Here is a 22660-nt window from a genome sequence, read left to right on the forward strand (position 1 = left end):
GAGGCTGCCGGCCAGGTAGCAGTACTGGCAGTGCGCGGGGCAGCCTTCGGCGAGGTTGAGCTGGTAGTCGGCCGAGGGCGGCGTGGGCTGGAGGCGCAGCGCGCCGGCGGGCGCTTTCACCACGGCCAGCGTGGTTTTGGCGGTGCGGTAGGTGGCGCGCTCGTCGTCGCCGCGCAGCCCGGTAAGGCGGTTGCTTTTCAGCAATTCAATGTCGAGGTTCAGCGCCGTGGCGCGGGCCAGTATCTGCTGGCCGTACTCCTCATCGAGCGCATCGGGCGTGAAGAGCACGCGCTTGGGCAGCCACAGCTTGGCGCCGTGCGTGCGGGGCGCGGCGGCCTCGGCCGGGGCCAGCGAAATAGCGGGCGTGGGCGAATTGAGGACGGGCAAAAACAGGTCGGTTTGCATTACGTACTTAACGCCAGCCGCCCGGCAATAGGTCATTTTGAGCGGCTAGCGCTTGCAATATTTCCTGGTAATTATCAACCACTTGCGGCCAATTTAAGATTTCTCTTTTTTCAGCTCATGCATTCTTCCGGCCCGGCCCCGCTTATCCTCACCCTCACGCTCGACGCCGACAGCCAGGCGTTTTTCGACGCGCAGCGCCGCCGCTACTTTCCGGCCAAAATCAACTACCTCAACGCGCACCTCACGCTATTTCACGCGCTACCGGGGGCCGAGTACGATGCCATCGTGGCCGACCTGGCGGCCGCAGCGGCCGCCCAGCCGGGGCCGCTGCCGCTCGCGGTTACGGGCGTCAAATTCATGGGCCGGGGCGTGATGTACACCCTCGACAACCCCGCGCTGCCCGCCCTGCACCGGCGCTTGCAGCGGCAGTGGCAGCCCTGGCTCACGCCGCAGGATGGGCAGGGGTTGCGCCCCCACATCACGGTGCAAAACAAGGTGGACCCGGCCGTGGCCCGCGCCCTGCACGAGGAGCTGGCGGCGGGCTTTCAGCCTTTCGAGGCGCAGGGCACGGGGCTGGCGCTGTGGGCTTATAAAGGCGGGCCGTGGGAGCTGCGCGAGCAGTTCAGCTTTGGGATACAGTTGCGTTAGAGCTGTTTTCAAGGCAATAGACCGACCGGTGTAGAGACGCACACTTGCGGTCTCACGTCCGGCGAGCTGAATAACGTGAGACGCAAAGATGCGTCTCTACGCCCGCCCAGCACTTCGATATATAATCTAATGATATTTAGAAGCTTACCCTCAAAAACCAAGCTATAAGAGCCCTGCATTCGATTGGGGAGCAGCGGGGCGGGCGGGCACTCGCTTCATCCTTTTTAGGTTAAAGGCTTTTGTACCTTTCGGCCTTGAATGCGTAGGAAGCGACTTCCTACCAGCCTGAATTACCGTGAATCTGACTACTTCTATCTCTGCGACCAAGCCGCTGGCGGCCGATGTCGTGCTCGTGGGCGCGGGCATCATGAGCGCCACGCTGGGCGTGCTACTCAAGGAATTAGACCCCAAGCTGACCATCGCCATCTACGAGCGCCTCGACGCCGTGGCGGCCGAAAGCTCCGACGCTTGGAACAACGCCGGCACCGGCCACTCGGCCTTTTGTGAGCTCAATTACACGCCCGAGCTGCCCGACGGCTCGGTCGAAATCTCGAAGGCCGACAAGATTGCCGAGCAGTTTGAGCTTAGCAAGCAGTTTTGGGCCAGCCTGGTGCAGGAAGGCCACCTGCCCGAGCCCGAAAACTTCATTCGCACCATTCCGCACATGAGCTTTGTGTGGGGCGCGGCCAACGTGGAGTACCTGCGCAAGCGCCACGAGGCGCTGGTGGCTTCGCCGCTGTTCAAGGGCATGGAATTTTCGACCGACCCGGCCCTGATTGAGGAGTGGATACCGCTGGTGATGGACGGCCGCGACCCCAGCCAGCCCGTGGCCGCCACGCGCATGGACATCGGCACCGACGTCAATTTTGGCGCGCTCACCCGCAGCTTGTTCGACTACCTGCGCCAACAGCCGGGCGTCACGTTCGAGCTGGGCCAGGAAATTAAAGACCTGAGCCGCAAGGAAGACAGCACCTGGCAGGTGAAAATCAAGGATTTAGCCAGCGGCAACAGCCGCAAAATCCGCACGCGGTTTGTGTTTATCGGGGCGGGCGGCGGCTCGCTGCACTTGCTCGAAAAATCGGACATCCCGGAGGCCAACGGCTTCGGCGGATTCCCGGTGAGCGGGCAGTGGCTCAAGTGCTTGAACCCCGAGGTAATCGCCCACCACGAGGCCAAGGTGTACGGCAAGGCCGCCGTGGGCTCGCCGCCCATGTCGGTGCCCCACCTCGACACGCGCCAGATAAACGGCCGCAAAGAGCTACTCTTCGGCCCCTACGCCGGCTTCAGCACCAAGTTTCTAAAGCGCGGCTCCTACGCCGATTTGTTCCGCTCGATTGAGCTCGGCAACATCCGGCCGCTGCTCTACGCCGGGGCGCGCAACATTCCGCTCACTAAGTACCTCATCGGGCAGGTGTTGCAGTCGCCCGAGCAGCGCATCGCGGCGCTGCGCGAGTACTACCCCGGCGCGCAGCCGCAAGACTGGCAGCTCGAAACGGCCGGCCAGCGGGTGCAGGTTATCAAGAAAGACAAGAAAAAAGGCGGCGTGCTGGAGTTTGGTACCGAAGTAGTGACGGCGGCCGATGGCTCCATCGCGGCGCTGCTGGGCGCGTCGCCGGGCGCGAGCACGGCCGTGAGCATCATGCTCGATTTGGTGCAGCGCTGCTTTCCCGAGCAGGCCGCTTCGGAGGCGTGGCAGGCGGTGTTTCACCGGCTGGTGCCCTCGTTTGGGCAGCCGCTGGCCCAGAGCCCGAGCTTGTGCGCGTCCATCCGGGCGCACTCGGCCCAGGTGCTCAAGCTCAACAACGAGTAGGCTTATCTTTTTAATAGAAAAGGCCAGTCGCGCTTGCGGCTGGCCTTTTGTCGTTCAGGTGTGTCGCCCAACAAGCTCCTACCCTACCCCGTTCATCTGCCGAAACCGCGCGTCAATCTCGGCCCGCGAAGCTTGCCGAATGGCCTCCGACGTGCCGTAGCCTACCTCTTCTTCGCCGGCCGCGAGGCGGGCCACGATGCTGTCGGCAAAGGCATCGACGGCCACGGCCCAGGTGTGCAGCCCCGGCCCGCCGAGGTCGGTATTGACGCCGGGCGGCACTATTTCGAGCACCCCAATGCCCAGCGGGACCAGCTGCTGCCGCAAGGACATGGTGAAGGAATGCACCGCCGCCTTAGTGGCGCTGTAGATGGGGGCGGCGGCCATCGGGGCAAAGGCCAGGCCGGATGACACATTGATAATGACCGGACTAACTTGCTGGCGCAGGTGCGGCACCAGCAGCGCCGCGAGATGGATGGGCGCTTCAAAATTGATGGCGATTTCCTCGCGCTGCTGCTCCCAGGCGGCGAGGTCGGGCGGCAGGTCGGCCAGCTGAAAGCGGTTTTGAATGCCGGCGTTGTTAATCAGCACGTTGAGGGCCGGGAAATCGGCTAGCACGCGGCGCACCAGCGCGGCCCGCTCGATGGGCTGAGCCAGGTCGGTTTCGTAGATGTGCAGGCCGGGCACCTGCTGCTGCGCTTCGCGCAGCTTGTCGAGGCGGCGGCCGCAGATGATGACTTCGCTGCCCGCCGCCCGCAGGCGCCGGGCCAGCGCCAGGCCGATGCCGGAGGCTCCGCCCGTGAGCAGGATAGTGTTGTGGCTGAGGTTCATGAGAGAAAAAGAAAAAGGAGCGGACAAGTAGTGCTGACAACCAGTGCCGCTGGCCTTTGTTGAGCCCTCGGCCGGGCCGGCCGCTATTTTTACTTTGTGCAACCTGCTTTTACCATTCTCCCCGCCGCGCTGGCCGATGTTCCGGCCCTGGCCGCGCTCATCAACCAGGCTTACCGGGGCGTGCCCTCGGCCCAGGGCTGGACTACCGAAGCGCACCTGCTCGACGGGCCGCGCCGCGCATCGGCGAAAATCATTTGCAAGAGATGTTGTTGCCGGCGGGCGGCCAGCGAACAGCGCTGCTCAAATACGTGGCCGACAACGTTGTTCTAGGCTGCGTTTATCTAGAAGCGAAGAACGACGCCCTCTACCTCAGCACGCTGGCCGTGGCCCCGGCGGCGCAGGGCCACGGCGTGGGCCGGCAGCTGCTGGCTGCGGCCGAGGCCTACGCCCGCCAGCACGGCTGCACGCGCGTGCTCATCTCGGTACTGTCGGCCCGGCCCGAGCTAGTGGCCTGGTACGAGCGCCATGGCTACCAGCGCACTGGCGCGAGCGAGGATTTCCCGGACACTACTGAGTTTGGCCGGCCCCGCCAGCCGCTGGTGTTGCTGGGGTTGGAGCTAAGAGTTAAGAGCTAAACGAAAACGGGCTACCCAACTAGCCGCGAAGCGGCGGCATGTTGGTAGTAAATACCTGATAAGCAGGAGTATAGCCGCAAAGCGGCGGCACCTGCCTTGTTAGCGCCAGGTGCCGCCGCTTTGCGGCTCTGAATAGTGTAAACACTTTATGGCTACCAACATATCGCCGCTTCGCGGCTAATCCGGCAACCCTTTTGCGCAACTCTTAACTCTTAATCCTACTACTCCAGCCCTTGCACCAGCGCCAGCAGTTCGGTTTGGGTGGTTTGGGTGCGGTCGTGGGCGTACCAGGTGTGGATTTCGCGGGCGTACTCTTCGTGGGTCGCGCCTTCGGCTTTGAGCTTGTGCAGTAGCGTTTGGGCGGGGGCGGGGCGCGGGCCCCAGTGCGTGATTTCGAGTAGCGTATCGGGGTTCACTACCAGCAGCTTGGGGATGGCCTTGCCGCCGCCGGTGAGGTAGCTCTGCATGAGCTCGGGGTGCTCGTCGCGCAGCACGTAGCGGGTGGTGAGGTGGCCCGCGCTGGCCTGCGCCACGGCCTCCATGATGGGCACGAGCTGGGCCGCGTCGCCGCACCAGCCTTCGGTGATGATGAGCCAGAGGTAGTGGCCTTGCAGGCCAGCGGCGGCAGCGGCCAGGGCGGGCTGCACCTGCACCGTTTTGTCGAGGCGCTCCATACGCTTCACGTTCAGGTCGGTGTAGGCGGTCAGCTCTTCCGACTGCTCGGGGCCGGTGGTTTTGCCCTCGGCCAATAGCTCATCAATAAGCTGGCGGTAGGCCTGGTAGGTATAAGCGCCGGCCAGCGACTCGGCGGGCAGCACGGGGAGTTTGGGCGAAGCAGCCATGCAGGTAAAGTAAAGTAACGTTGAGCCTATAACCGCAAATGCCGCATTTTGGATACGGCTGGGCAGCGGGCCCGCCCCAAGTAGCTTTGCCGGATGCTGAAACTTCTCGTTCCCGCCGCCGCCCTGGCGCTGGGTTTGCTGGCTGGCTGCCACACCTCCTCCCCCGCCACTTCCGCCGCGCCCCCGCTGGATGATGCGCCCGGTATGCCGCCGCCCGCCGCCGCCCCTGCGCCCGGCGCACCCACCGAAGCCGCCGCCCGCGCCGCCGTGGCGCGCCACATTCAGGCGCTGCCCAACGCCGCGCTGTTCGTGCCCGACTCGGCCCGCGTGAATGACAACGACGCCACCTGGCAGGTGCTGGTGCCCCGCACCGACTGGGCCCAGCGCATGCCCAACCGCGCCCGCTTCGAGGTCGATAAGCAAACCGGCGAGGTCCGCAGCGCGCCGGTGAAGTAGGGCGGCTACTTTTTGGGAGCCGGGGCGGGCGGAGCCGGCCGGGCCGCGTCGGGGACGCTGCCGGTGCCCTGGCTGCCGCCGCCGTTTTCGTCTAGCTTCAGGTCGTTGTTTTGCACGCCCTTGCGGCGGCGGGGCTCGGCCGTGAGCTTGCCCACGCGGTAGCTGAAGTATACCTTGAAGCTCGTGATGCGCTGCACAGTGGTTGTGCGCTGCGCCAGCAGCGGCCCCGTGGCCTCGCTGCGCACGGCGTTGCTGGGCGAAAAAAAGTTTTCGGCCCCCAAACCCAGGCTGCCCTTTTTCTGGGCAAAATCGTGCTTGAGGCTGAAGCTGTAGACCGCGAAATTGCTTTGCGCGCCTTGCAGCTGCACCTGCTGCCCCCGGTAGAAGCCGAACACCTGGAGGTTCCAGTTTTTGGGCAGGGCGTAGCTGGCGTAGAGCCGGCCGCTCAGCACCAGGCCCGCGTTGCGGGCCGCGTACAGCGGGTCGGCCACGTTGTTGCGCAGCGCCAGGTAGTAGGCATCGAGGCCCGCGCTCATGCTGAACTTGGTGCCCACGTCGAGGCTGCCGAAGGCGCTGCCGCCGTAGGCGCTTTCCTGCCCGATATTCTCGTAGGCAACAAGCACCGCGCCGGGGTAGGCCGCCGCGCCGAGCGGCCCGCGCACCGACTGAATGGAGCCGCTGGTGGTGCGCGCAAACGCGCTAAAACTGAGATTGGCCTGCCCAAGCAAGGTGCTGTAGCCCAGCTCGTAGTTGCTGGTGTATTCGGGGCGTAGCGCGGGGTTGCCCTCGGTTTGCAGCAGGGGGTTGGCGGCCTGGCGGTTGGGGTTGAGAAATTGCAGCGACGGGCGCTGAATGCGCCGGTTGTAGGCCAGGCGCAGCGCGTTGCCGTTAGGCAGCTTATAGAGGAGGCTCGCGCTGGGTGCCAGCAGGCCGTAATCGGGCAGCTCGCCTACCGCGCCCCGGTCGTACTCGGCCGCGAGGGCGGTGTACTCGTAGCGCAGGCCGGGCTTGAACGTGAAATTGTGGGGCAGCGCCACGGTGTAGGCCAGGTAGCCCGCCGCCACGTTTTGGTAGTAGCGAAAGGTATTATCGGCCTGCGTAATGGCCAGCTGGCCAGCGTAGCGGTAATCGCTACGCACAACCCGCCGGATGTTTTTCAGGCCTACTTCCAGCAGCTGATTCTGGCCGGTGGGCGTCTGGTAATCGAGCTGGGCGGTCAGCTCCTCGTTCAGGCTGGGGTTATCGTTGCCGGCTGACCCGAGGGCGTTGGCGTCGCTGGCGGCGTAGGTGTCGTTGGCGAAGCGGTAGGTGCGGTCGTTGCGGCTGTAGAGGGTTAGCACGCTCAGCTCGCGCTGGGGCCGCGCGTAGGTGCGCAGGTAGCTCAGGCTGGCATCGAGGGTGCCCGAGTCGTCGGTGGTTTGCACGTTGCGCACCGAGGTAGCGGTGTTGCCCGTAGCCAGCGCGGTAGTGCTGGTAGCCAGCGCATCCTGGTAAAACGTGGCGTTGCGGGTGCCGTAGGTGAGCGAGGCGGCCAGCGAGTTGCGCGCATTCAGGTCGTAGTCCCAGCCCAGGGTGTAGCGGCCAAACAGCTGGTTTTGGCGCGTGTCGGCCGCCTGGGTGGTGCGGGTTTGCTGGCCGGTGGCGGGGCTGGTCGTGAGCTGGCCGCTGGCAAAGCTGCCCGGCGTGTTGTAGCCCGCCCGCCCAAAGCCGCCCAGCGCGAAGCCCATTTTGCCGGTGCGGTAGCCGCCGTTCAGGTTCAGCGTGGCCGAGCGGGTGCCCGCGCTGCCATCGACACTCAGCTGGCCGCCGCGCAGGGTGTTGGTTTTGGTGATGATATTGATGATGCCGGCCGAGCCTTCGGCATCGTACCTGGCCGAGGGGGCGGTGATAACTTCCACGGCCTTAATCTGGTCGGCGGGCAGCTGGCGCAGGCCGTCGGCGATGCTGTTGGCCACGATGGTCGAGGGCTTGCCGTTGAGCAGCACCCGGATGTTCTGGCTGCCGCGCAAGCTCAGGTTGCCGTCGAGGTCCACGCTCAGCAGCGGCACGCGCCGCAGCACGTCGGTGGCGTCGCCGCCGCGGGTGGTTTCGTCGAGCTCAGCGTTGTAGACGGTGCGGTCTATCTTTTCCTCAATCAGCGGCTTTTTGGCGGTTACTTCTACCTCGCCCAGCTGCCGCGCAGCGGGCCGCAGCGCCAGCGAGCCCAGGTTCAGGGTGCCGCCTTCGGGCACCGCCACGCCCGGCCGCAGTAGCTCCTGGTAGCCTACCAGGCTGATGCGCAGCGTGTAAGCGCCCGCCGCCAGGCCGGGCAGCACAAACCGGCCATCGGCTCCGCACACGCTGCCACTCACCACCGTGCCCGCTGCCGACAGCGCCGCCACCGAGGCGTAGCCGAGGGCCGCGCCGGTGCTACCATCCACGACGGTGCCCGTGAGCTGGGCGGCCCCGCGCGGCGCAGATTGGCCGAAAGCCGGGGCCACCGTGCTTACAGTTACTAGCAAACCCATGAGCGTAGTGCGTAGGAGCATAAGGAGCTGGTTAGTTTTGGCAAAGGCGCGGGTAGCGGCTCCGGGGTTGTTGCGGGGGCACTTATTTCCACCGTCCAGCCAATTTTATTTTTTGCCGCCGCACAGTCGGCCGCTGGCCAAACGGCGTACTAGGGCATTCCTCTTTTCTTATTCCTACCTCATGGCCAACCAACCCAAACCCGCCTGGTACGGCGTCGCTGCCGTCGCCATTGGCACCGGCATCTTCTTTCTGGCTACTAACAAGGGCCGGCTTTTCAAAAAGGGCAAAGCCAGCGTAAAAGCGCTGCTGAGCGGCGCGTCCGCCGCCCCCGAGGCCGCCCCCACGCCCGCCCCCAGCCGCTCGGAAGGCCGCACGCCCACTCCCGAAAACGGCCACGTGCGCGACGTAGTAGCCACCCACCTGCCGCCTCCCGAAACCGGTAGCAATTTCTCGCGCCACGGCGACGTGCACGGACCAACCGGCGAGGCCGGCAACTAGTGAGCTGGTGAGTGGTGAGTAGCGAGTTCGCACCCCGGCAGGCCGTTGGGCCGTATGCCAGCCACCTCCCTACTCACCATTTCACCCTCTCACCTCATGGACCAGGTAGCCGCTGGCGTCCACCAGCTGCGCATCAAGCGCTTTGTAAACGTATATTTTGTCGAGGCCGGCAACGACAAGGAATGGGTGCTGGTTGACACCGGCCTGCCGGGCTCGGACAAGGAAATCCGGGCTGCCGCCGACAAGCAGTTTGGCCCCGGGGCCAAGCCGCAGGCCATCATCCTGACCCACGGGCACCTCGACCACCTGGGCTCGGCCAAGGAGCTGGCCGCCGCCTGGGGCGTGCCCGTGCTGGTTCACCCGCTGGAGCTGCCCTACGTGACGGGCCAGGCCAAATACCCGCCCCGCGACCCCACCGTGGGCGGCACGCTGGCGTTTATGAGCCGGTTTTTCCCCACCGACCTGCCCAACATCAGCGAGGTAGTGCAGCCGCTGAACCCAGATGATGAAGCCGTGCCCTACCTCGCCAATTGGCGCTGGGTGCATGTGCCGGGCCACGCGCCGGGCCAGATTGCCCTCTTTCGGGAGGCCGACCACACGCTGCTCGGGGCCGACGCTTTCGCTACTACCGACCACGAGTCGGTGCCCAAAGTGCTGCTCGGCGTGCCCAAAATCAGCGTGGCGGGCGCGCCCTTCAACTACGACTGGGCGCAGTGCCGCGAGTCGGTGCAGAAGCTGGCCGCGCTGGAGCCGCGCCACATCGGCTGCGGCCACGGCCCGGTGCTGACCGGCCTGCAAGCGATGGTAGACCTCCAGCACCTGGCCAACGACTACCCGCTGCCCGCCCAGGGCCGCTACCTCCGCGAGCCCGCCCGCGTGGATGCCAGCGGCGTCGAGCACCTGCCGCCCGCCCCCGCCGACAAGCTGCCCCGGCAGGCGGCGGCCATTGGGCTGGGGCTGCTGCTGGCCGGCGGCGCGTGGCTGCTGGTAGGCGGCCGCCGCAAGCGCCGGGCCATGTAAAACGGAGTAGCACTCCGTTTCTGCGCCAGGGCACGCCCAAACGTGGAAACGGAGTGCCACTCCGTTTTACGGCTAGTCCGGCCGACTTTTTACCAGGCAGTGGCCGCTTTAGTTTTGCTTTTATGATGCGTAGCTGCTTTCTGGCAATAGCCTTGCTGGCACCACCGGCCGCCGACCCGCCCGCGGCCTTTTACACCACCTACACCTACACGGCCTACACCGTGTACGACTTCACGACCAGCGAGATGCCCACCCAGGTAGAGGGTGTGGGCGGCACGCTGGCTTTGCGCGCCGATGGCACTTACGACAAGCGCCTCAGCATTTTGCTGGGGGCCAACGGGCCGCGCTACTTCACGCAGCACGGGCGCTTTACGACCAAGGGCGACAGCATTTTCTTCGATTTTACCGACCTCAAAGGGCACGATGTGCAGCGCGGTACCTTCCGCTACGCGCCGGCTACCCGGCAGCTCAGCATCACCATTGCGGGCTACCCCACGGGCAACAAGGGCGTGTATGAGCTGGCGGCCACGGCACCGGCTGGCAACTAGCAGCGCGAGCTTTGTAGCTCGCGTTTTCAGGCAATCGATTATAACGAACCCGCCAAACGCGCGCTACGCAGTTGGCGCTACTGCCTGCTGGGCTGTGTGCCTTGCCCGCCCTGCGCCCGCCTTTACTAACTTGCGCCCAAATTCAGCCCGCCCTACCCCACCCCGCCAGGCGAGCTGTTAATTGCTCATTGTTAATTGATACTTAGAAAAAATGGGACGCGCATTTGAATTCCGCAAAGGCCGCAAAATGAAGCGCTGGGACCGGATGTCGAAAGACTTTACCCGCATCGGCAAGGAAATCGTGATGGCCGTGAAAGAGGGCGGTGCCAGCCCCGAATCGAACGCCCGCCTGCGCACGGCCATGCAAAACGCCAAGGGCGTGAACATGCCCAAAGACCGCGTGGAAGCCGCCATCAAGCGCGCCACCGGCAAGGATGAGAAAGACTATCAGGAAGTTGTGTACGAAGGCTATGGCCCCCACGGCGTGGCCATCGTGGTCGAAACGGCCACCGACAACCCCACCCGCACCGTGAGCAACGTGCGCCTGTATTTCAACCGCAATAGCGGCGCGCTTGGCACGGCCGGCTCGTCGGACTACACGTTCACCCGCAAGGGTGTCTTCAAGCTGGCCGCTGAAGGGCTGGACCGCGACGAACTGGAGCTGGAGCTCATCGACGCGGGCGCGGAGGACGTGTACGAAACCACTGAGGAAGACGAGCACGGCGCCGAGCACAAGTACATGGTGATTGAAACCGCCTTCACCGACTTTGGCCAGATGCAGAAAGCTCTGGATGCCAAGGGTGTGAACGTGGTGAGCGCTACCTTGCAGCGCGTGCCCAATACCACGGTGTCGCTGAACGACGAGCAGGCCGAGGAGGTCGAAAAGCTCATCGACAAGCTTGAGGAGGACGAGGACGTGCAGGCCGTGTACCACACGATGGGGTAGCGTAATTTGGACTTTTAGTCCACGAGTGCCCTGCCAGATAACTTGTGGACTGAAGTCCGCGCTCCTTCAGCCGCCGCCCGTCGAACCAGATGGGCGGCGGTATTTTTTAGCCGTTACTAGCCCGTTTTCGCGCTACTTTCGCGGGCTTGCTTTCGTCAAAATACGCTCTCGCTTATGGCGGCCAGTTTTCTAAATCCTAGTGATAACAAGGCACTTATTAGCCGGCTGTTTCAACTGATGCCCGACGCCCGGCCCCGCTGGGGCACCATGACGGCCGGCCAGATGCTGGTGCATTGCGCCGACCAGCTGCGCGTGAGCCGGGGCGAAAAGCCCGTGACCTCCGTGCGCGTGCCGAGGCTGCTTCGGCCACTGCTGAAGTGGTTTTTCATCACGCGGCTCCGAGAATTTAAGCCCAATAGGAAGACCATGCACGAGCTGGATGCCAAAGGCGGCATGACGCCGCCCATCAGCTTTGCCACCGACCACGCCACGCTCATCGGCTTGCTCGCGCCGGCTAGCTACCGCCCCAGCGGCGTCGACCACCCCCTGTTTGGGCACCTTTCGGCGCAGGAGTTTGGCGAGATTACCTGGAAGCACCTCGACCATCACCTGCGGCAGTTCGGGGTTTAACGCCGGCCTGCTACGACAAACGCCGCCCGTCTTAGCCGACGGGTGGCGTTTGTCGTTTATTGCGGTACTTATGAAAAGCTACCCGCTCCTGCCCTGCCTGCTGCCCCTCGCCGCCCTGGCCCAAACCCCGGCCCCGCCGCCCGCGCCCGACCCCGCCATTCAGCGCTGGGTAAATGAAATTTCCAGCAAAAACCTCGAAGCCGACGTGCGCAAAATGGTGAGCTTCGGCACCCGCCACACGCTCAGCGACACCCAGAGCAAAAAGCGCGGCATCGGCGCGGCCCGGCAGTGGGTGTTCGATGAGTTTAAGAAATACAGCAAGGCCGGCGGCGGGCGCATGACGGTGGAGATGGATACCTTCCTGGTACGGCCCGACGGCAAGCGCGTGGATAAGCTCACGCCGATGGCCAACGTGCTGGCCACCATCCCCGGCACCGACCCCACCGATACGCGGGTGCTGCTGATGAGCGGCCACCTCGACTCGCGCGTGACCGACGTGATGAACCGCACCGCCGACGCGCCCGGCGCCAACGACGACGCCAGCGGTGTGGCCGCCGTGCTGGAAGTAGCCCGCGTGCTGGCCGGCCAGCGGTTTCCCTGCACCATCAAGCTGGTGGCCGTGCAGGGCGAAGAGCAGGGCCTGCTCGGGGCCGACCACCTGGCCCGCCGCGCCAAGCGCGAGAACTGGAACGTAGTGGCGATGCTCAACAACGACATCGTGGGCAACTCGCGGGGCTACGACCCCGAAATCACCGATTCGCTGCATCTGCGCGTGTTCAGCGAGGGCGTGCCGGCCACCGAAACGCCCGAACAGGCGCGCCAGCGCCGCCAGCTCAGCTCCGAAAACGACGCGCCCAGCCGCCAGCTCGCCCGCTACGCCCAAGCCACCGCCCAGCGCTACGTGAACGCTAACGGCTACGCCGTGCTGCTCGAATACCGCCCCGACCGCTTTTTGCGCGGCGGCGACCACACGCCCTTCAACCAGCAGGGGTTTCCGGCCGTGCGCTTCACCGAAACCAACGAGAATTTCAACCACCAGCACCAGGATTTGCGCACCGAAAACGGCATCGAGTACGGCGACAAGCCCGAGTTTGTGGACTACCGCTACCTGCGCCGCACCGCCCAGGTAAACCTGGCTACGCTGGCCAGCCTGGCCCTGGCCCCCGCCGCCCCCCAAAAGGTGGAAGTCCTCACCGCCAAGCTCGCCAACCGCACCGAGCTGCGCTGGCAGGCCCCCAAAGGCGGCCCCGCGCCCGCCGGCTACGTGGTGCTGGTGCGCGAAACCAGTGCCCCACAGTGGCAGCAGCGCTACCCGTCTACCGGCCTCACCGCTGACCTACCCATTAGCAAGGATAACTACATTTTCGGCGTGGTGAGCGTGGATGCCCAGGGGCACGAAAGCCCGCCGGTGCTGCCGGTGGTGGGGCGGTAATTTGTATGTGACATGCGAGAAAACAAAGGCTTTTTCGTTGCCTGCTGCTTTGTAGGCTTGGCCTGGGTGTACACGGCTTATGACGCCGACCATGAGAATTCTCTGTTGGCTATGCTGGTCGGAGTAGGAAGCATTGCTACCTGGCTTGGCTTGTTTGTGCTGGCGGTAGGCCGGATTATCAAGCGCGCTTATTTACCTTGGCAAAAGCGCCTGGCTCCTTTTGGGCTCTTGCTTGCCCCCTTCGCTATAGCAACCAGCTATGGCTACGCCAATCGTTTATTCAGCTCACCCGATTGGCTGCTTGCCGAGCGCTACGATTTTGCCGGCTCCGATAATATGCTGTTCAAGCAGAACGGCGAATACCAATACTGGCGGCATGGCCCGCTGGGGCGCTCGGCCATTGTGCGGGGGCACTACGTGCGCCGCGACAGCCTGCTGCTTATGCAACCCAACGCCAATGCCTCGATGCCAGGAATAGCCAGCATTGCCATCCGGCCCTACTCGTCGTTTCAACAATTGAAACCGACAGCCCGGCTGGTAGCGCTTGATAGCAAGGGTACCGCGCTGGCTATTTTTCGTATAAAAGAGCGCAACGAGCCTTAATTTTCCCTTATCTTCATGGAAATCAAACAAGAAATAGCTCAGATAATTGCTACACTGCCGGCCGACGCGCTTGGCGAGCTATTGCAGCACTTGCGGCAAGTAGAGAAAGCCGCGCAGGAAAAGGCGCGCTTGTCTTCGCACCTGAAAACCATCCTACTGGAAGACAAGGAAGTGCTTGAGCGGCTGGCCAAATGATAACCTATCAGGAGGTATTGGAGATTCACCAGGTGCTGGTAGAATCTTTTGGCGGCGTGGTGGGCGTGCGCGAGGAGGGCTTGCTACGAGCGGCTATCGAGCGGCCTTTTGCAGGGTTTGGTGAAACGGAGTTTTACCAGACCCCGGCCGAAAAGGCTGCGGCAATCGTAGAAAGTATCGTTAAAAACCATCCTTTCGTGGACGGTAACAAGCGTACTGGCTACGTCCTGATGCGGTTGCTTCTACTACAGGCTGGCCAGGATTTGCAGGCAACGCAGGATGAGAAGTACGATTTCGTAATCAGCATCGCGTCGGGTCAAATTGCTTTTCCAGAAATCGTGACTTGGATACAAAGCAAACTCGTTAGCAGCGCTCGTTAACAATTCGGCAGTTTCGCCGCACGCAGCAAATCATGCCACAAGAAACCCCCAACCTCCAACGCTTTCTCGACGCGCAGCGCGCCGACTACCCCACCGCACTGGCCGAAATAACGGCCGGCCGCAAGCGCAGCCATTGGATGTGGTACATCTTCCCACAGGCCCAGGGCTTGGGCTACAGCGAGATGGCGCACCGCTACGGCATCACGGGCGCGGCTGAGGCGGCGGCCTACCTGGCGCACCCGGTGCTGGGCCAGCGGCTGCGGGAGATAGCGCGGGCGCTGCTGGCGCTGCCGGGCAGCAATGCCACCGCCATCATGGGCAGCCCCGACGACCTGAAGCTGCGCTCTTCGATGACGCTGTTTGCGCAGGTGCCGGGCGCGGATGGAGTGTTTCAGGCGGTATTGGATAAGTTTTTTGGCGGCGCGCCCGATACCAAAACCTTGCAGCTGCTGGGGCGCTAGCGGGTGCTGGTAATGCACGGCGGCCTCCGGCGATATAGTGGCTGCTGCCGTATATGCTTCAAATCAGCCCATTATCGCTCTGTACTTATGAAATTCGCCGCCTCGCTCGACAAAACTGCTATCGTACTCACGCTGTTGGTTTCCGTGCTTTTCGCTTTCATCATCGGTGGGCAGTATGCCTTTATCTCCGACGAGGGCCGGGCGGACCCCATCTACACTACCGTGGGCTGCCTGGCGATATACGGGCTGGCGTTTGCCTTTCGGCCGGCGGGCTACGTGGTAACGGCTGACGAGGTGATTATCAGCCGCCCGCTGTGGAACGTGCATCTCAAACGGGCTGACCTGCGGCGCGTGGTGGCTTTGCCGGCGCAAAACCTCAATGCCTCGGTGCGGCTGTTTGGGGTAGGCGGGCTGTTTGGCTACTACGGCAAATATGCCAACCACGTGCTGGGCCGCACCACCTGGTACGCTACCCGTCGCGACACGCCCGTGCTGCTGGAAACAATGGACGACAAGAAGTATATCCTGACGCCCAACGACCCCAACGGCTTCGCCCGAGCCTTGGCCGCGTAGCCTGGGCCGCCGCTGTAATGCGCGGGCGCGGGCAGCGATATAGGTAGAAGTACTCTCTACTTTTTTCGCGCCATGCTACTGCCGGTTTTTGCCGTTGCGTTCATTTTACTACTTGCCAGCCTGCGCATTGCGCAGGAATATCAGCGCGCCATCGTGTTCAGGCTGGGGCGCTACGTGGGCACGCGCGGGCCGGGGCTCTACTGGCTCATCCCGTTTATCGAGCGCCAGCAAACCATCGACATGCGCACCAAAACGGTGGAGTTGGAGCAGCAGGAAACCATCACCAAGGACAGCGTAACTATTAAGGTCAACGCGGTGCTGTGGTTTAAGGTAGTGAGTCCCGCTGACGCCGTGATAAAGGTGGCCGACTACAACCGCGCCGTGTACCAGCTGGCCGTGACGGCGCTGCGCAACATCATTGGCCAGAATCAGCTCGACGAGGTGCTGAAAGAGCGCGCCCACATCAACAGCTCGCTGCTGCAACTAGTAGACGCGGCCACCGAAACCTGGGGCGTGAAGATTGAGTTGGTCGAAATTAAGGACGTGGAAATACCCGAATCCATGCAGCGGGCGATGGCCCGCGAGGCCGAGGCCATCCGCGAGAAGCGCGCCCGCCTCATCAAGGCTGAGGCCGAGCTGGAGGCCAGCCGCAAGCTGACGCTGGGCGCGCAGGAAATGGAAAAAAGCCCCATGTCCCTGGAGTTGCGCCGGATGCAGATGCTGTCCGAAATCGGCATCGACAACAACACGACCACCGTCGTGCTCATCCCCTCCGAGTTTGCGCACGCGGCCAAAACTATTGCGCCGCTGCTGGGCGGCGCGGCTGGCGATAAGCCAGTTGCATAGGTGCCGTATCATTCGCTAAAAAAGGCGCTGGGCTGCGTAGCCCAGCGCCTTTTTCAATATTTATTGGCTGAGACAAAGGCTACTGGGCGCAGTATTGCTCCGGTGCATAGTAGACCTATTACTATATTTGGTCTTATCCCCTTTTTTGCAACTCTTATGAAGCTAATTTTTACCTCGACGTCTCTACTGCTGCTAGGGACAGTTTGCCTGCTGGCTGGCCGCCCCGCCCATGCCCAATGGGTAACGAACCCCGCCCAAAACACCGTGGTGCGCGACGTAGCCGGCGTCAGCGAAGAAACGCCCCGCACCAGCCCGGCCCCCAATGGCGGCACTTACGTGACGTGGTTTGAGACGGTGGCCAACACCAACTACCAGCTGCGCCTGCAACTGCTCGATGTGAATGGCCTGCCCAAACTAGGCTCAGCCGGGCTACTGGTGAGCAACCAGCCACAGGGCACCGCCCTGTACCGCTACGACCTCAAAACGGACAACGACGGCAATGCCATCGTAGCTTTTCAAGATACGCGCGCCACCAACGGCAGCACGCAGTGCGTTATCTACAAGGTTTCGCCCACCGGGCAGCAGTTGTGGGGTGCCAACGGCATCCAGCTGCTCGACGCTACGGCCAATTCGGGCCTCTCGCCCACCATCGGCATCACCTCGACCAACAACGTGGTAGTGGGCTGGAACGCCGGGGCCACCGCCGACGCCAACCACGGCACCAAGCTGATTCCCATGCTGAAGTTTTCGCCGGCTGGCACGGCGCTGTGGAGCAGCCCGGTGCGCATTCAGGCCCCAAGCCGTCGCTTTAGCCGGCCCATTTTCACGGCCGTACCCAACTCCGACGACGTGGTGGTGGGCTACGTAGAGGAAACCGGCTCGGGCCTGGGCGTTTCGACTATGTACGCCCAGCGCTACAACGCCAGCGGCGCAGCCGTGTGGGCGGCCCCCACCCAAGTGAGCACCAAGACGATACCCTTCTCTTTCTTCCCCGAGCCCATACCCGATGGCACGGGCGGCTACTTGGTGCAAGTGAACACCGGCAACCCCGCCAATGCCAACCTCAACGACGTGTATGTGCAGCGCGTGGCCGCCGATGGCACCCTGCCCTGGGGCACCACCGGCACCGAAGTGCTGGCGGGCACGGCCTCGCTGCGCATTGGTGGCTCGCTCCAATACGTGGCGGCGCGGGGCGAAGTGTGGTCGGCGGTGAACGAGCTGGACTTGCAGCAAAATACCTCGGGCCTCACGGTGCAGCGCCTGAACCCCACTACCGGGGCCGTGCAGCTGGGCACCAGCGGCGTAGTGGTGCAAGCGCCCAGCGCCACGTACTACGCCACCCAAACCCTGCGCGACACCGGCACCGGCCTCATCCTCACCTATACTACCAACACCAGCGCGGTCAACCGGGGCCTGTGGGCCACCAAGCTCAACTACCAGGCGCAGCCCGCCTGGGCGGCCGGGCCAGTGCAACTCAGTAGCGTAGTCAGCCCGAAGCTCGGCTACAGCACGCTGCCCTTCGCCAGCGGCCAGCTCGTGAATGTGTGGCAGGATGAGCGCCAGGGCGACGGCATTTATGCCCAAACCATTAACGATAGCGGGCAGCTGGGCACATTGCTCGGCACCCGCGCCGGCCAAAGCGCCGAGTTGCTAGCCCTCATCCCCAACCCCGGCTTGGTGCCCAGCCTGCACCTCACTGCTGCCCGCGCCCAAACTGTGCCCGTGGTGGCCCGCGACCTCACCGGCCGCTTGGTGTGGCAGGCTGAGGTGCCGCTCGCGGCGGGCGCTACCGCCGTGCCGCTCGCTGTGCCTGGGCTGGCGGCCGGCATCTACCTGGTCGAAGCCACCGTGGATGGAACCGCCTGGCGCGGCCGCTGGGTGAAGCCGTAGGCGGCGTTTCACTTTCTCTCTATTTCAAAAGCGTTCTGCTCCTTTCTTGGTAGCAGAACGCTTTTTTTAATGGATTGCCAAGCAAGCTGACTGCCTGCTGCCGCTAGTCCAGTTCGTCCAGCCGGTCGACATAGTCTTTAGGGCTGGGAAAACCGCAGTTGACGAGCCAATCAAAAGAAATCAATGCTCCCAGGCAACCTTCCTTCCCTCGCTAACATCTGAGACAACACCAGCCCACAGCACCTCGCCCCCCGCAAAATATTTCCTTGCCATCGCGTAACGTTTGCCTACCCGCCCGGTACTCGCAGTAGAAAAAGGCTAAAAGTTCCCGCCGAGAGAGCCTCCCCTAAAAATATTTTCAGGTCATAAACTGTGTTTCCAGCCCACAAATGCAGGTTTTACTAAATAGTTTGAAACAGTACTATGCTAAACAAAGTACCTGTTGTAAGTTTGTTCTATCAAAAGCCTAGTACCAGCACAAAGCCTACAACCTGGCGCCGCCCGGTTGCCACCCCAGCCCCCACTGCCAGCTGCCAACCGGGCGGCGGCCCCCGCCAAAGTCCTACCCTGACCCTGGCCCCTCGCTAGCCCACCCGCCCCTGTCGGCCGGCTCCCCTCCCCTCTCTCGTGCTTTTTGAGGCACCGATTCGCTTCACCCCCGGAACCGCGGCCGGCTGGGAACGGAATCGCCATGCCTTTTCCGAACGCCTTTTTACAGCTTCTCGCCATGAGCTTCCTCCTGAACCCCAACGCCTTATTTGCTTTCACCGGCCTCGCCCTGGCCGCCACGCTGCCCCAGGGCGCGCTGGCCCAGTCGGCCCCCGCTGCCACCCAGGCCACCCTCAGCGGCACCGCCGTGGATGGCGGTGCCAAGGCCGAGGCCCTGCCCTTTGCCACGGTGCTGCTGCGCCGCGCCGAAGCTGCCGATACCAGCCTGGTAGCCAGCGGCCAAACTAGCCTCGAAGGCCGCTTCGAGCTGACCAAAGTGCCGGCCGGCACCTACCGGCTGCGCATCCTGGCCATGGGCTACCAGGGCGCGGTGCAGGCCGTGCGGGTAGCCCCCGGCCAAACGGCGGTGGCCCTGGGCACTCTGAAGCTGAGCGCCGCCACCCAGCGCTTGGCCGAGGTGCAAGTGACCGCCGAAAAAGCCGTGGTGCAGCAGGAGCTGGGCAAGACGGTCATCAACGTCGAGAAAGACCTGAGCAGCGTGGGCGGCACCGCCGTAAACGTGCTCGAAAACGTGCCCTCGGTAGCGGTAGATGCCAGCGGCACCGTTAGTTTACGGGGTTCTTCCAACCTCACCATTCTTATTGATGGCAAACCCGCCGGCACCAGCAACGGCGGCCCCGGCCCGCGCCTCGACCAGATTCCGGCCTCGCAGATTAGCCAGGTGGAGGTCATGACCAACCCCTCGGCCAAGTACGACGCCAGCGGATCGGGGGTCATCAATATCATCACCAAAAAGAACAAGCCCGAAGGCTGGAACGGCCAGGCCGCCCTCACCGTGGGCACGCAGGACAAGTACTCGCCCAACCTCAGCCTGAGCCGCCACCACGGCAAAGCCACCTGGAACCTCAGCTACTACGGCCAAGACCAAGTGTACCGTAGCAACTCGCGCAACAGCCAAACGGCACTTACCAACGGCAAGCAACTGCTGACCACCCAGGACGGCACCGGCCGCAACCACAGCCAAAACCACAGCGTGGGCGTGGGCCTCAACTACGAGCTGACCAAAGAGCAGACCCTGAGCGTGAACGTGCAGCCGCACTGGGAGCGCCACCTCGAAAGCGAATACCAGAACCTAACCCAGCAAACGGCAGGCGACCCCACCGTAACCAGCCAAAATGGTGACTTGCAAACCGACGTGAACGTGAAAGTACTGAGCTCGTCGGCTGACTACCGCCACACCTGGGAGGCGCACAAAGGCCGCGAGCTGACGGCCAACGCCGGCTTCGTGGGCATCTGGGCCACGATTCCGGTCAGCCAGGTTATCACGGGTGGGGGCACGCGGGGCGGCTTCCGGCAAGACCAGGCCGTGGATGCCAACATCTTCTTCGGGCAGGTCGACTATGTGCTGCCCTCGGCCGATGGCAAAGGCAAATTTGAAACCGGCGTGAAGCTGGAAGGCCAGCGCACCACCGGCCGCGCCGACATGCGCAAGCCCTCGCCAACCGACCCGCAAGCCGAGTTTCAGCTCGATGCCGCCAACTCGTTTGCCTACGATTTCTCGCAGGTGATGCCCGCCGCCTACGCCACCTACCAGCGCACCCTGGCTCACGGCTGGAGCGCCCAGGGCGGCCTGCGCACCGAGGCTACCCTGCTGCACGGCAGCGTGGCCGATGGCCGCGCCCGGGTTGACAAAGACTATATCAACCTGTTTCCGAGCGCCACGGTGGCCCGCGAGCTGGGCAAGGAGGCTGGCCAGAGCCGCCTGCAATTGAGCTACGCCCGCCGCCTCGAGCGCCCCGATTTCATGCAGCAGCTGCCCTTGCAGCTCTACCAGGACCCGCGCAACTACCGCACCGGCAACCCCGGCCTGCTGCCCGAATTCAGCCACAACCTGGAGCTGGGCCACCAGCTCAACCTGGCCAATGGGGCCAGCGTCACGACCACGGTGTTTGCCCGCTTTACCGAGCAAGCTATTCAGCGCCTGCGCTTTATCGACAACGACGCTACCCGCGACAACGGCGTGGGCCTCGTAACCGCCGAAACCTACCGCAACTACGGCAGCACCACCAATCTGGGCCTCGAAATGACCTGGGCCCAGCCCCTGGCCAAGTGGTGGCGCGTGCAAGCCAGCGGCTCGCTCTACCGCTCGCAAATCGCCACCAACGCGGCCGACCAGGCCAATCGCTCGGCCTTGGCTGGCAACGTGCGCCTCTCCAACAACTTCACGCCCCGCAAGGGCCTCGACGTGCAGCTCACCGGCAATGTGCGCTCGACGGTGCTCACGGCTCAGGGCCGGCAGCTGCCCACCGGCGGCATCGACATTGCGGTGCGCCAGCGCCTCTTCAGCGACCGCGCCGCCCTCACGCTCCGCGTGTCGGACATCCTCAACACCCAGGTGCGCCGCTCCGAGCTAGCTACGCCCGAGCTGCAAACCTCCCTCTACAACAAGCGCGAAACCCGCGTGGGCTGGCTCGGCTTCACCTGGTACATCGGCGCTACCAAGGCCAAGGCCGGCCGCATCGAAAGCGGCCCGAGCGGCGGCGGCGGCTTCGGCGGCTAACTCCTCCCAATCAAGTAGGGCATACTGAGTTGGCGGACGTGGCTCGCGTGAATCTGGTTCGGGTTCATGGCGCGAGCGAGCTGCCGGGCCGGCTCGGTATGACCTAGTTGAACCGGCTCAGCCGGAAGATTTGCGACGCGCAAACTTTTCACAACCAACATACTACGGTAATCGATTCCTGATTTTCAACGCCGTGCTTTGCACCGAGTTAGCCGCAACCCTACTCCCCCTTTCTCCTTACCATTTTTTCTTTCTGAGTCATGAACGCTTCGTCCTTTTTCCTCGCTGCTGCCCTGTTTTTCCCCGCTTTCGGTGCCTCGGCCCAAAACTTCGTAGCCGTGCCCGACGCCCAAGAGCTCGTGGGCAGCTACTCGGCGGCCCAGGCCGCCGCCCGGCCCGCCAGCGCTGGCAGCGTGCGCTACTTCGGGGTAGTCACTTCGCAAGATGCCAAGCACGAGCAGTTTGGCCAGCTGCGCCAAGCTTTTGAGACCTTCCAGCCCACGCTGGTAGTGGTCGAAAAACCTGACCTCGGCGTGGCCAGTACCGAGGCCACCACCATTGCCACCAAGGGCGTGCCCGGCTACACCCGCCTGCTGGCCCAGCGCTACAACGTGCCCACCCAGCGCCTCGACAACCCCGAGGCCGAGTACGCCTACCTGCGCACCAAAGTCGATGCCGAGCAGCTCAAGCTCTACTACCTGCTGCGCGAGGCCCGGCGCTTCCACCTCCGCACGGGAGGCGACAAGGCGCTGACCAAGAAGGCCATGAAGCAGCTCCTCGCTCAGAGCGCCAGCTTCCTGCCCGGCCTCGAAAACACCATCCAAACGGTAGACGAGCTGGCCGCCGCCTTCCAGAAGCACTGCCCCGGCGCGGGCCAGTGGTGGGATGCGCCCGCTACCTACTTCTGCCCCCAGGCCGCCGGCCTCTACCCCGTGGGCTCGTTTAGCCGCACCCTCAACGACGCCATCAACGAGTACCGCCAGCAGTATGTGTACGCCCCGCTGGCCGCCCGCGCCGCCGCCGGCGAGCGCATCCTGGTAGTAACTAGCTGCGACCAGTTGCCCGCCGCGCCGCAGACTACCGAGCTGGCGGCGCAGTAGTGCCCTAGCGTGGGAGACCCCACCCCCAGCCCCTCCCCTCCGGGAGAGGGGAGCCTATCGTGAAGTTGAGAGTTTTGAGTGCTGAGTTTTGAGTTGCTACACTCTTAACTCAAAACTTAAAACTCAAAACTCATCTGGCTCCCCTCTCCCGGAGGGGAGGGGCCGGGGGTGGGGTGA

The 22660-nt window shown here is 63.7% G+C and carries 24 protein-coding genes; 20 read left to right on the forward strand and 4 right to left on the reverse strand.

All coding sequences use genetic code 11. The features are described 5' to 3' along the window. Positions 1 to 405 (reverse strand): spore photoproduct lyase family protein (locus VFO93_RS15885; protein WP_349256353.1); only part of this gene is annotated, 405 nt, incomplete at its 3' end. Positions 406 to 522: 117 nt separating this feature from the next. Here VFO93_RS15885 and VFO93_RS15890 point away from each other — a divergent pair. Both VFO93_RS15890 and VFO93_RS15895 read left to right on the forward strand, forming a co-directional pair. After that, a complete protein-coding gene (locus VFO93_RS15890; RefSeq protein ID WP_325135351.1) occupies positions 523 to 1053 on the forward strand; it encodes a 2'-5' RNA ligase family protein in 531 nt (176 codons plus the stop codon). 295 nt (positions 1054 to 1348) lie between these two features. After that, complete coding sequence (locus tag VFO93_RS15895) at positions 1349 to 2863, forward strand: malate:quinone oxidoreductase (protein WP_325135352.1); 1515 nt, start codon at positions 1349 to 1351, stop codon at positions 2861 to 2863. Between the two features lie 78 nt (positions 2864 to 2941). Here the strand turns inward: VFO93_RS15895 and VFO93_RS15900 are convergent, their stop codons facing one another. Continuing rightward, positions 2942 to 3691: an SDR family oxidoreductase gene (locus tag VFO93_RS15900; protein WP_325135353.1), complete on the reverse strand. Its 750-nt coding sequence runs from the start codon at positions 3689 to 3691 to the stop codon at positions 2942 to 2944. Positions 3692 to 3787: 96 nt separating this feature from the next. On the opposite strand from VFO93_RS15900, the gene VFO93_RS15905 reads away from it, so the two are divergent. Beyond that, the gene (locus VFO93_RS15905) at positions 3788 to 4021 is read left to right on the forward strand and encodes a hypothetical protein (RefSeq protein WP_325135354.1); all 234 of its coding nucleotides are present in this window, start codon (positions 3788 to 3790) and stop codon (positions 4019 to 4021) included. Further along, positions 3955 to 4326 (forward strand): GNAT family N-acetyltransferase, encoded by a 372-nt coding sequence (locus tag VFO93_RS15910; RefSeq protein ID WP_325135355.1) that lies wholly within the window; start codon positions 3955 to 3957, stop codon positions 4324 to 4326. The genes VFO93_RS15905 and VFO93_RS15910 overlap by 67 nt, the downstream gene beginning before the upstream one ends. Before the next feature lie 221 nt (positions 4327 to 4547). Here the strand turns inward: VFO93_RS15910 and VFO93_RS15915 are convergent, their stop codons facing one another. After that, complete coding sequence (locus tag VFO93_RS15915; RefSeq protein ID WP_325135356.1) at positions 4548 to 5168, reverse strand: thioredoxin family protein; 621 nt, start codon at positions 5166 to 5168, stop codon at positions 4548 to 4550. Positions 5169 to 5261: 93 nt separating this feature from the next. Here VFO93_RS15915 and VFO93_RS15920 point away from each other — a divergent pair, with 93 nt between their 5' ends. Beyond that, positions 5262 to 5624 carry a hypothetical protein gene (locus tag VFO93_RS15920; RefSeq protein WP_325135357.1) on the forward strand — a complete coding sequence of 121 codons (363 nt, stop codon included), beginning with the start codon at positions 5262 to 5264 and terminating at the stop codon, positions 5622 to 5624. A gap of 5 nt (positions 5625 to 5629) precedes the next feature. Here the strand turns inward: VFO93_RS15920 and VFO93_RS15925 are convergent, their stop codons facing one another. Continuing rightward, the gene (locus VFO93_RS15925; protein ID WP_325135358.1) at positions 5630 to 8152 is read right to left on the reverse strand and encodes a TonB-dependent receptor; all 2523 of its coding nucleotides are present in this window, start codon (positions 8150 to 8152) and stop codon (positions 5630 to 5632) included. 160 nt (positions 8153 to 8312) lie between these two features. Here VFO93_RS15925 and VFO93_RS15930 point away from each other — a divergent pair, with 160 nt between their 5' ends. The 15 genes from VFO93_RS15930 (at position 8313) to VFO93_RS16000 (ending at position 22483) form a co-directional block, all read left to right on the forward strand. Next, entirely contained in the window at positions 8313 to 8630 is a 318-nt protein-coding gene (locus VFO93_RS15930; RefSeq protein WP_325135359.1) for a hypothetical protein, read from the forward strand. 96 nt (positions 8631 to 8726) lie between these two features. After that, entirely contained in the window at positions 8727 to 9650 is a 924-nt protein-coding gene (locus tag VFO93_RS15935) for an MBL fold metallo-hydrolase (protein WP_325135360.1), read from the forward strand. Between the two features lie 122 nt (positions 9651 to 9772). Next, complete coding sequence (locus VFO93_RS15940) at positions 9773 to 10198, forward strand: hypothetical protein (protein WP_325135361.1); 426 nt, start codon at positions 9773 to 9775, stop codon at positions 10196 to 10198. Between the two features lie 211 nt (positions 10199 to 10409). Continuing rightward, on the forward strand, positions 10410 to 11144 hold the full coding sequence (locus VFO93_RS15945; protein ID WP_325135362.1) for a YebC/PmpR family DNA-binding transcriptional regulator: 735 nt from the start codon (positions 10410 to 10412) through the stop codon (positions 11142 to 11144). Between the two features lie 174 nt (positions 11145 to 11318). Then, entirely contained in the window at positions 11319 to 11774 is a 456-nt protein-coding gene (locus VFO93_RS15950; protein ID WP_325135363.1) for a DUF1569 domain-containing protein, read from the forward strand. Between the two features lie 70 nt (positions 11775 to 11844). Next, complete coding sequence (locus tag VFO93_RS15955; protein WP_325135364.1) at positions 11845 to 13206, forward strand: M28 family metallopeptidase; 1362 nt, start codon at positions 11845 to 11847, stop codon at positions 13204 to 13206. A gap of 228 nt (positions 13207 to 13434) precedes the next feature. After that, positions 13435 to 13809, forward strand: a complete 375-nt coding sequence (locus tag VFO93_RS15960) for a hypothetical protein (protein ID WP_325135365.1) — start codon at positions 13435 to 13437, stop codon at positions 13807 to 13809. A 15-nt stretch (positions 13810 to 13824) separates the two neighbouring features. Continuing rightward, positions 13825 to 14004: a hypothetical protein gene (locus tag VFO93_RS15965; protein ID WP_325135366.1), complete on the forward strand. Its 180-nt coding sequence runs from the start codon at positions 13825 to 13827 to the stop codon at positions 14002 to 14004. Beyond that, entirely contained in the window at positions 14001 to 14384 is a 384-nt protein-coding gene (locus VFO93_RS15970) for a type II toxin-antitoxin system death-on-curing family toxin (protein WP_325135367.1), read from the forward strand. Before VFO93_RS15965 ends, VFO93_RS15970 begins: the two co-directional genes overlap by 4 nt. A gap of 32 nt (positions 14385 to 14416) precedes the next feature. After that, positions 14417 to 14845, forward strand: coding sequence for a DUF1810 domain-containing protein (locus tag VFO93_RS15975; RefSeq protein WP_325135368.1), 429 nt, complete (start codon positions 14417 to 14419; stop codon positions 14843 to 14845). Between the two features lie 87 nt (positions 14846 to 14932). Then, entirely contained in the window at positions 14933 to 15418 is a 486-nt protein-coding gene (locus tag VFO93_RS15980) for a PH domain-containing protein (protein WP_325135369.1), read from the forward strand. A gap of 72 nt (positions 15419 to 15490) precedes the next feature. Continuing rightward, positions 15491 to 16264: a slipin family protein gene (locus tag VFO93_RS15985; RefSeq protein WP_325135370.1), complete on the forward strand. Its 774-nt coding sequence runs from the start codon at positions 15491 to 15493 to the stop codon at positions 16262 to 16264. 156 nt (positions 16265 to 16420) lie between these two features. Then, complete coding sequence (locus tag VFO93_RS15990; protein WP_325135371.1) at positions 16421 to 18154, forward strand: hypothetical protein; 1734 nt, start codon at positions 16421 to 16423, stop codon at positions 18152 to 18154. A gap of 727 nt (positions 18155 to 18881) precedes the next feature. After that, positions 18882 to 21383 (forward strand): outer membrane beta-barrel protein, encoded by a 2502-nt coding sequence (locus VFO93_RS15995; RefSeq protein ID WP_325135372.1) that lies wholly within the window; start codon positions 18882 to 18884, stop codon positions 21381 to 21383. A 260-nt stretch (positions 21384 to 21643) separates the two neighbouring features. Further along, the gene (locus tag VFO93_RS16000; protein WP_325135373.1) at positions 21644 to 22483 is read left to right on the forward strand and encodes a hypothetical protein; all 840 of its coding nucleotides are present in this window, start codon (positions 21644 to 21646) and stop codon (positions 22481 to 22483) included. Positions 22484 to 22660: the final 177 nt, after the last annotated feature.

It is taken from the genome of Hymenobacter sp. (assembly GCF_035709525.1).
In the GTDB taxonomy this organism is placed as follows: Bacteria; Bacteroidota; Bacteroidia; order Cytophagales; family Hymenobacteraceae; genus Hymenobacter.